We start from the raw sequence: 8989 nt of genomic DNA on the forward strand, positions 1-8989 counted from the left end.
GATCGTGCTCCGCTCCGCCACCGGGGCGCGTCCCCCGGCCCAGTCGCCGAGGATTTCGGCGCGCTCGTCGCCGGACAGGACGTCGGCCGCGCCGATGGGCGCGTCGGGGTCGGCGAGCAGCGAGGCCAGGTACCGCTCGAAGCGCTCGATGAGCCGCCGCGCGGTGGCCGGGTCGTAGAGGTCGAGCGCGTACTCCAGCTCGCCGTCGAGCCCGTCCTCGCGCTCGGTGAGGATCATCAGCAGGTCGAAGCGGGCGGCGCCCGAGGTCAGCGGCTCCACCTCGGCGCTGAACCCCGGCATCTCCAGCCGCGCCTCGGGGTTGTTCTGGAAGGTGAGCCCCACCTGGAACAGCGGATGCCGGGCCAGGTGGCGCGGCGGGTTCAGCACCTCGACGAGCCGCTCGAACGGCACGTCCTGGTGCGCGTAGGCGGCGAGGTCGGTCTCCCGCACGCGGCGGACGAGCTCGCGGAACGACGGGTCCCCCGACGTGTCGGTGCGGAAGACGAGCATGTTGACGAACATGCCGACGAGGTCGTCGAGCGCCTCGTCCGAGCGGCCCGCGATCGGCGACCCGATCGGCACGTCGGTCCCGGCGCCGAGCCTGGTCAGCAGCCCCGCGAACGCGGCCTGGGCGACCATGAAGGGGCTGGCGCCGGTCTCGCGGGCGAGGGCGAGCAGCGGCCCGTGGACGTCGGGGCCGAGCCGGAAGCGGGCCGTGCCGCCCCGGTAGGACGCCTGCGCCGGGCGGGGCCGGTCGGCGGGGAGCCGCAGCTCCTCCGGCAGCCCGGCAAGGGCGTCCTTCCAGTACGCGATCTGCCGGGAGATCAGGCTGTCCGGGTCGTCCTCGGAACCGAAGAGGTCCTGCTGCCAGAGCGTGTAGTCGGCGTACTGGACGGGCAGCGGCGCCCACCGCGGCTCTTCCCCGCCGGCGCGGGCCGCGTACGCGGTGATGACGTCGCGGGCCAGCGGTGCCATCGACCACCCGTCGCCCGCGATGTGGTGCATGAGCAGCAGCGCGACGTGCTCCTCCGGTCCGAGCCGGAACAGGTGGGTGCGCAGCGGCGGCTCGGCGGAGATGTCGAAGGCGTACCCGGCGGCCATGGCGAGCCGCGTCGGCAGCTCCGCCTCCGTCGTGTCGGCGACCTCCAGCTCGGGGCGGGCCGCGGCCGGGTCCAGGACGAGCTGGCGCGGCACTCCCCCGCTGTCGGGCAGGACCGTGCGGAGCGTCTCGTGCCGCTCGACGACGTCGCCGATGGCGGCGCGTAGCGCGGCCACGTCCAGCCGGCCGCGGATGCGCAGCGCGGTCGGCATGTTGTAGGTGGCCGACGGCCCCTCGAACCGGTTGAGGAACCAGAGCCGCTGCTGCGCGTACGACGGCGGGACCGCGGCGGGCCGCTCCCGCGGCTCCAGCGCCGGGCGGCCCGGCTCGTGCCGCGCGCCGCGCCCGAGCAGGGCGGCGAGGCCCGCGGCGGTCGGCGCCTCGAACAGCGCGCGGACGGGCAGCTCCACGTCGAGGACGCGGCGGACGCGGCTCACGACCCGCATCGCGATGAGCGAGTTGCCGCCGAGCGCGAAGAAGTCGTCGTCGGCGCCGACCCGGTCGACGCCGAGGAGGTCGGCGAAGACCGCCGCGACGGCCTCCTCCGTCTCCCCGGACGGGGCGCGGTACGCGGTCGCCGGGGCGGCCGCGAGCTCCGGCTTCGGCAGGGCCTTGACGTCGACCTTGCCGTTCGGGGTGAGCGGCATCTCGTCCAGGACGACGACGGCCGCGGGCACCATCGACTCCGGCAGGCTCCCCCGGATGTGCGCGCGCAGCTCCTCCGGGTCGGGCGCCTCGCCGGGCGCGGCGACCACGTACGCGACGAGCCGCTTCTCCACCGGCCCCTCGGCCGCCGGTCCCTCGGCCGACGGCGCCTGGACCGAGTCGGCGGGGGCGCCGGGGAGGTCGAGCCCCTCGACCGTGACGGCCGCGCCGGAGGCGACGACGGCCTCCAGGGTCCGCCGGAACCAGCCGGCGAGGCGCTCGGCGGTGTCCCGGTCGAACAGGTCGAGGGCGTATTCGAGGGTTCCGGCGAACCCGCCCCCGCCGTCGCGGGCGTCCTCCAGCAGGAACTCCAGGTCGAACTTGGCGACCCCGGCGTCCACCGGCTCGACGGCGACGTTCAGGCCGGGCAGCTCGACCGACGCCTCGGGGTTGTTCTGCAGCGTCAGCATGACCTGGAACAGCGGGTGCCGGGACAGGGACCGCACCGGGTTCAGCACCTCGACGAGCCGCTCGAACGGCACGTCCTGGTGCGCGTACGCGGCGAGGTCGGCGTCGCGGACGCGGGCGAGCAGCTCCGCGAACGACGGGTCGCCGGACGTGTCGGTCCGCAGCACCAGCGTGTTGACGAACACGCCGACGAGATCGTCCAGGGCCTCGTCGGTGCGGCCCGCGACGGGCGAGCCGATCGGCACGTCCGTGCCGGCGCCGAGCCGGGTGAGCAGCGCGGCGAGCGCCGCGTGCAGGACCATGAACACGCTGACCTGGTGGTCGCGGGCGAGTGCGCGCAGCCCGTCCGCCAGGTCGGCGGGGACCTCGAACGGAACCTGCGCGCCCCGGTAGGACGCGCGGCCGGGCCGCGGCCGGTCGGCCGGCAGCCGGATCTCGTCGGGCAGCCCGGCGAGGGCGTCCTTCCAGTAGGCGATCTGCCGCGCGGCGAGGCTCGCCGGGTCGCGCTCGGAGCCGAGCAGCTCCCGCTGCCAGAGGGCGTAGTCCGCGTACTGGACGGGCAGCGGCGCCCACTCGGGGGCGCGGCCCTCGCGGCGGGCCAGGTAGGCGGTGATCACGTCGCGGGCCAGCGGCGCCATCGACCAGCCGTCGCCCGCGATGTGGTGCATGACGATCAGCAGGAGGTGCTCGTCCGCGCCGAGCCGGTACAGGTGGGCGCGGATCGGCAGCTCGTTCGCCAGGTCGAAGCCGCGCGTGGCGTCCATGAAGAGGGTGCCCGGCACGTCGTCGGTCTCCCCGACCGTCAGCACCGGGTCGGCGTCGCCGGGTGCCAGGACGACCTGGTGCGGCTCGCCGTCGGCGTCGCCGAACAGCGTGCGCAGCGACTCGTGCCGGGCGACGACGTCGCGCAGCGCCTCCCGCATCGCGTCGTGGTCGACCGCGCCGGTCAGCCGCAGCGGGATCGGCATGTTGTAGGTGGCGGTGAGCCCTTCGAGCCGGTTCAGGAACCAGAGCCGCTCCTGCGCGTACGACACCGGCAGCGGGTCGGGCCGCCCGGCGGGCCGCAGCGCCGGGCGCGCGGCGGCCGTCGCGGAGGCGATGTGCTCGGCGAGGCCCGCGACGGTCGGCGCCTCGAACAGCGCCCGGACCGGCAGCTCCACGTCCAGCGCGGCGCGGGCGCGGGCGACGACGCGGGTCGCCTTCAGCGAGTCGCCGCCGAGGTCGAAGAACCCGTCGTCGACGCCGACCCGGTCCAGGCCGAGGACGCCGGCGAAGATCCCGGACAGGATCTCCTCGCGGGCGTCGCGCGGGCCGCGGTCGGTGAGCGACGCGGCGAAGTCCGGCTCCGGCAGCGCGGCGCGGTCGAGCTTGCCGTTCGGGTTCAGCGGCATCGCGTCCAGCACGACGACCGCGGACGGCACCATGTAGTCCGGCAGCGTCTTCGCGACGAACGCGCGCAGCTCGGCGGGCTCGACGCGGCCGCCCGGGGACGCGACGACGTATCCGGCGAGGACGTTGTCGCCGACCGCGTCGCGGCGGGCGACGACGACGCTCTGCGCCACCGCCGGGTGGTCCGACAGCACCGTCTCGATCTCGCCCAGCTCGATCCGGAACCCGCGGACCTTCACCTGGTGGTCGAGCCGGCCGAGGTACTCGATGTGCCCCGCGCGGTCCTCCTGTGGGGGGTCGACCCCCCACGCCCCCGCCCCCCGGGAACTGCTTCGGCGCCAGCGGACCAGGTCGCCGGTCCGGTACATCCGCTCCCCCGGCCCGGCGAACGGGCAGGCGACGAACCGGTCGGCGGTCAGCGCGGGCCGGCGCAGGTAGCCGCGCGCCAGCCCGTCGCCGGACACGTACAGCTCCCCTGGCACGCCGACCGGGACCGGCCGCAGCCGCTCGTCCAGCACGTACGCGCGGGTGTTGGCCATCGGGCGGCCGATCGGCGCGTGGCCCTCGGTGTTGCCGTCGTCGTACCAGCCGGTGACGAAGACCGTCGCCTCGGTGGGGCCGTAGATGTTGGAGATCCGCGCGTCCGGCAGCAGCGCCCGCAGGTCCCGGACGAGCTGCGGCGGCAGCGCCTCGCCGCCGAGCGCCACGTCCCCTGCGTCCAGCCGGAACCCGCCGTCCGGCCCGCCGCGCGACAGCAGCACCGCCACCGCGGACGGCACGCCGCTGATCAGCGTGCCGGACCAGCCGCCGCGCTCGGCGATCTCCAGCAGGTCGCGGACGACCTCGATCTCGCCGCCGATCGTGAGCGGCACCAGCCACTCGAACACCGACACGTCGAAGTTGAGGGACGTGGAGAACAGGACGCGGCGCATCCGGTCGGGGCCGTAGCTCGCCATCGACTCGGCGCAGAAGTCCACGACGTTCGCGTGGGAGATCACGACGCCCTTGGGGCGGCCCGTCGAACCGGACGTGTAGATGACGTACGCAGGGTTGCCCGGGTGCAGGGGCCGGACGCGCTCGGCGTCGGTGACGTCCTTCCCCGGGTACCCGTCGAGGGACAGCGCGTCGAGTTCGATCCGGGGCGTCCCGCCGGGGAGCTCCACGGAGCGGGTCGTGATGACGCAGGCCGGGGCGGCGTCCTCCAGCATGTAGGCGATCCGGTCGGCCGGGTACGCCGGGTCGATCGGCTGGTACCCGGCGCCCGCCTTGAGGACGGCCAGCGCCGCGGCCACCAGGTCGGCGTCGCGGGGCAGGGCGAGGGCGACGAAGTCCTCGGGGCCCACGCCGTGCTCGATGAGGCACCGGGCCAGGCGGTTCGCGCGGTCGTTCAGCTCGGCGTAGGTAAGCCGGGTGCCGCCCGCGATGACCGCGGTGGCGTCCGGTGTGCGGGCCGCCTGCGCCTCGAACAGGTCCGGGACGACGGCGGACGCGACGGGCAGCCGGGTGTCGTTCCAGGCGTTCAGCAGCGTGTCGCGCTCGGCGTCGTCCAGGAGGTCGACGGCGCTGAGCGGCAGGGACGGGTCGGCGGCGACCTGGGCGAGGAGCCGCTCCAGCCGGGCGGCCATCGACGCGGCGGTCTCCGGGTCGAACAGGTCCAGCGCGTACTCCAGCCGGCACTCGATCCCGCCCGGGGCGCCGGCGGCGTCGTGCCGCTCGTCGACGAGGAGGGCGAGGTCGAAGCGGGACACGCCCGGGTCGACGGGCTCCAGCGCGACGGTCAGGCCCGGCAGCCCGACCCGCGCGGACGGGTCGTTCTGCATCGAGACCATCACCTGGAACAGCGGGTGCCGCGCCATCGACCGCTGCGGGTTGAGGACCTCGACGAGCCGCTCGAACGGCACGTCCTGGTGGGCGTAGGCGGCGAGGTCGGCGTCGCGGACGCGGGCGAGCAGCTCCGCGAACGACGGGTCGCCGGACGTGTCGGTCCGCAGCACCAGCGTGTTCACGAACACGCCGACCAGGTCGTTCAGGGCCTCGTCCGGGCGGCCCGCGACCGGGGAGCCGATCGGGACGTCGGTCCCGGCCCCGAGCCGGGTGAACAGCCCGGCGAGCGCGGCCTGCACCACCATGAACATGCTGGCGCGGTGGTCGCGGCCGAGCGCGGCCAGCGCGGCGTGCAGGCCGGGCGGCAGGGCGAACGCGTGCTGGGCGCCCCGGTAGGTGGCGCGCGCCGGGCGGGGCCGGTCGGCGGGCAGGCTCAGCTCTTCGGGGATCCCGGCGAGGGCCGTCCGCCAGTACGCGAGCTGCCGGGCGACGACGCTGCCCGGGTCGGTCTCGTCGCCGAGGACCTCGCGCTGCCAGAGGGAGTAGTCGGCGTACTGGACCGGCAGCGGCGCCCACCGCGGCTCCTCGCCGGCGGCGCGGGCGGCGTAGGCGGCGAGGAGGTCGGCGGCGAGCGGCTCCATCGACCAGCCGTCGCCGGCGATGTGGTGCAGCACCAGCAGGAGCAGGTGGTCGTCGTCGGCGATCCGGAAGACGTGCGCGCGGACGGGCGCCTCGGCGGCCAGGTCGAACCCGCGGGTCGCCGCCGCGAACACCGCCGCGTCGAGGCCGGCCGGATCGCAGTCGGCGATCTCGGGCTCGGGGCGGATCTCCTCCAGCGTGCGGACCCGCTGGTAGGGCTCCCCCTCGACCACCGTGAACACGGTGCGCAGCGACTCGTGCCGCGCCATCACGTCGCGCATCGCGGCGCGGACGGCGGCCAGGTCGAACGCACCGGTCAGCCGCAGCGGGATCGGGATGTGGTAGGTCGCGGAGGGGCCTTCGAGGTCGTGGATGAACCACAGCCGCCGCTGCGCGTACGACACGGGGACGAGTTCGGGGCGCTCGGCCGGGACCGGCTTGGGCCTGGCGTCCACGCCGGTCCCCGCCAGCAGTTCCGCGAGCGCGGCGACGGTCGGCGCCTCGAACAGGGCGCGGACGGCCAGGTCGGCGTGCAGCGCCGAACGGACGCGGGACACGACGCGGGTGGCCTTGAGGGAGTCGCCGCCGAGGTCGAAGAAGTTGTCGTCGACGCCGACCCGCGCCACGCCGAGCACCTCGGCGAACGCCGCGCACAGGATCTCCTCGCGGGCGTTTCGCGGGCCGCGGCCCTCGGCGGCCGGGGCGAGCACCGGCTCGGGCAGCGCCGCGCGGTCGAGCTTGCCGTTCGGGTTCAGCGGCATCGCGTCCAGCAGGACGATCGCGGACGGCACCATGTACTCGGGCAGCACCGCCGCGACGGACCGCTTCAGTTCGGCGGGGTCGGCGCCGTCCGCCACGGCGTAGCCGACGAGGACGGTGTCGCCGGCGGCGTCCTCGCGGGCGACGACGACGCTCTGCGTCACCGCCGGGTGCGCGGACAGCGCCGTCTCGATCTCGCCCGGCTCGATCCGGAAACCCCGCACCTTCACCTGGTGGTCGAGCCGGCCGAGGTACTCGATCTGGCCGGCGTGGTCCTCCTGTGGGGGGGCGACCCCCCACACCCCCCGGGAACCGCTTTGACGCCACCGGACGAGGTCGCCCGTCCGGTACATCCGCTCGCCGGGCTTACCGAACGGGCACGCCACGAACCGGTCGGCGCTCAGCTCCGGCCGGTTCAGGTAGCCGCGCGCCAGCCCGTCCCCCGCCAGGTACAGCTCTCCGGGCACCCCGGCCGGGACGGGTTCGAGGGCCGCGTCCAGCACGTAGGCGCGGGTGTTGGCTAGCGGCCGGCCGATCGGGGCGTGGCCGCCGGTGTTGCCGTCGTCGAACCAGGCGGTGACGTAGACGGTCGCCTCGGTGGGGCCGTAGATATTGGAGATGCGGGCGTCCGGGGCGAGGGCGCGCAGGTCGTGGACGAGCCGCGCCGGGAGCGCCTCACCGGCGAGAACGATGTCGCCCGCCTCGAGTTCGATCTGGGGGGACGACCCCCCAGACCCCCCGGCAGAAGCCTCAAGGCGGAGCGAGCCCGTCGCGAGGAGCGCGGACATCGCGGACGGGACGCCGCTGATCAGCGTCCCCTTCCAGCCGCCGCGCTCCGCCACGTCGAGCAGGTCGCGGACGACCTCGATGTGCCCGCCGGCGGTGAGGGGGGTCAGCCACTCGAACACCGACACGTCGAAGTTCAGCGACGTGGAGAACAGCACCCGGGCGAGGCGCTCCGGGCCGAAGTCCTCGTTCGCCCAGGCGCACAGGTCGACGACGTTGGCGTGCGAGACGACGACGCCCTTCGGGCGGCCCGTCGAACCGGACGTGTAGATCACGTAGGCCGCGTTGCCGGGGCGGAGGGGCCGGACGCGGTCGGCGTCCGTCGGGGCCGTCGCCGGGTAGGCGGCGAGGTCGAGGTCGTCCAGCAGGACGCGGGGGGTCGCACCGGGCAGGTCCGCGCCGGACGTCGTGATGACGCAGGCCGGGGCGGCGTCCTCCAGCATGTACGCGATCCGGCCGGACGGGTACGCGAGGTCGACCGGCTGGTACGCGGCGCCCGCCTTCAGCACCGCGAGGGCAGCGACGACCAGGTCCGCGTTCCGGGGCAGCGCGAGCGCGACGAAGTCCTCGGCGCCGATCCCGCGGGCGATCAGGTGGTGGGCGAGGCGGTTGGCGCGCTCGTCCAGCTCCCGGTAGGTCAGCGTGGTGTCGCCGTGGGTGACGGCGGGCGCGCCGGGGGCGCGGGCGGCCTGGGCCTCGAACAGCTCGGGGACGACGGCGGGCTCGACGTGCAGCGCCGTACCGTTCCACTCCTCCAGGACGCGGGCCCGCTCGGCGTCGTCCAGCAGCCCGATCTCGCGGAGCGGCGTGGCCGGATCGGCGGCACCGAGGGTGCGCAGCAGCCGGACGTAGCGCTCCAGGTGCGTCGCGACCTCGTCCCCGGCGTAGAGGTCGGGGTGGGCGTCGAAGTCGACGCGCATCCCCGTCCCGTCGAAGTTGTCGTAGATGTTGATCGACAGGTCGTCGATGGGGCCGGTCGTGATGGCGTGCGCCCGCGCCGGCAGGCCCGCGAAGTCGAGCCGGTAGTCGAAGGCCATGACGTTGATGACCGGCCCGTGCAGGCGGCGGCGCTCGCCGAGCAGCCGCAGGTCGCGCAGCAGGTCCTCGCGGCGGTACCGCTGGTGGCGCAGCACCCGCGCGCTCGCCCGCGTCGCCGCCCGGACCAGTTCCTCCACCGTCATGTCGGGCCGGACGCGCACGCGCAGCGGCAGCACCGTCGACAGCATCGCGGGCGTCTCGCGCGACGCGGCGGAGGCCCGCCCGCTGACCGCGAGGCCGAGGATGACGTCCTCGGTCCCGGTCATCCGCGCCACGTAGGCGGCGGTCGCGGCGATCGCCAGGCCCGGCGCCGCGGTGCGCAGCCGGCGGGCGCCGGCCGCG

1 protein-coding gene is annotated in these 8989 nt (G+C 75.4%); it reads right to left on the minus strand.

The genetic code is table 11. The features are described from left to right. A partial coding sequence (locus IEZ03_RS00735) for a non-ribosomal peptide synthetase (RefSeq protein ID WP_189241140.1) occupies nt 1-8989 on the minus strand: 8989 nt, incomplete at both ends.

This window comes from Actinomadura livida, assembly GCF_014648675.1.
Lineage (GTDB): Bacteria > Actinomycetota > Actinomycetes > Streptosporangiales > Streptosporangiaceae > Spirillospora > Spirillospora livida.